We start from the raw sequence: 775 nt of genomic DNA on the forward strand, positions 1-775 counted from the left end.
AGCATCTTTGATGGCGCGTGCTCGGAAAGACCTCGTCAAGCGCCTTCCAGAACCCCATGGCCCCATCGCCGACGGCAATCTCGGGCGGAACCCCGAGGCCGCGTGCCTTGATGTCGACCAGGAGCTCGCGCCAGCTTTGTGCGCTCTCGCGCACGCCGACCTGGAAGCCGACGAGCTCCTTTTTCCCTTCGGGCGTTGCCCCCAGAATAACCAGCATGCATTCGGCCTGCGGCTCCATCCGAGCCTGCAGGTAGACACCGTCCGCCCAGATGTAGACATACCGCCGGGCCGAGAGATCGCGGCGCTGCCAGCGGTCGTAATCCTGCTGCCACTCCCCGGTCAGGCGCGAGATCACATCCGGCGACAGGTTGGGCGCGTCTTTCCCCAAGATCGCGGCCAGCACCTCCTGGAAATCTCCCATCGAGATGCCACGCAGGTAGAGGACCGGCAGGAGAGCATCGAGGCTGCGCGAACGCCGCGCCCATTTCGGCAGGATCGCAGAGGTGAAGCGGATCTTCTTCTCGGCCGGCTGATCGGTGGCGCGGTCGCGCACCTTCGGGCGCTGTACGTCGAGCGCACCGATTCCGGTCAGGATGCTGCGCTCCGGCCCGTAACCGTGCCGGACAACCCGCTGGCGGCCGTCTGGCAGGATCTCTTCGGCATGTTGCGCGACGAAGGCGTCGGCCTCGGCCCGTAGCGCGGCAGCCAGCATCCGGCGTGCCCCATCGCGAGCGATCTCGGTCAGCGGGTCCTCAACAGATTCCGGCTGACGAAG

The 775-nt window shown here is 66.5% G+C and carries 1 protein-coding gene; it reads right to left on the reverse strand.

Features of this window, described 5'->3' with window-relative positions; all coding sequences use genetic code 11:
• Positions 1-775, reverse strand: a 775-nt coding sequence (locus ACFOM8_RS23050) for an IS256 family transposase (RefSeq protein WP_377764690.1), incomplete at both ends; no start/stop codon positions are given.

The sequence above is a fragment of the Paracoccus angustae genome (assembly GCF_042648745.1).
In the GTDB taxonomy this organism is placed as follows: Bacteria; Pseudomonadota; Alphaproteobacteria; order Rhodobacterales; family Rhodobacteraceae; genus Paracoccus; species Paracoccus angustae.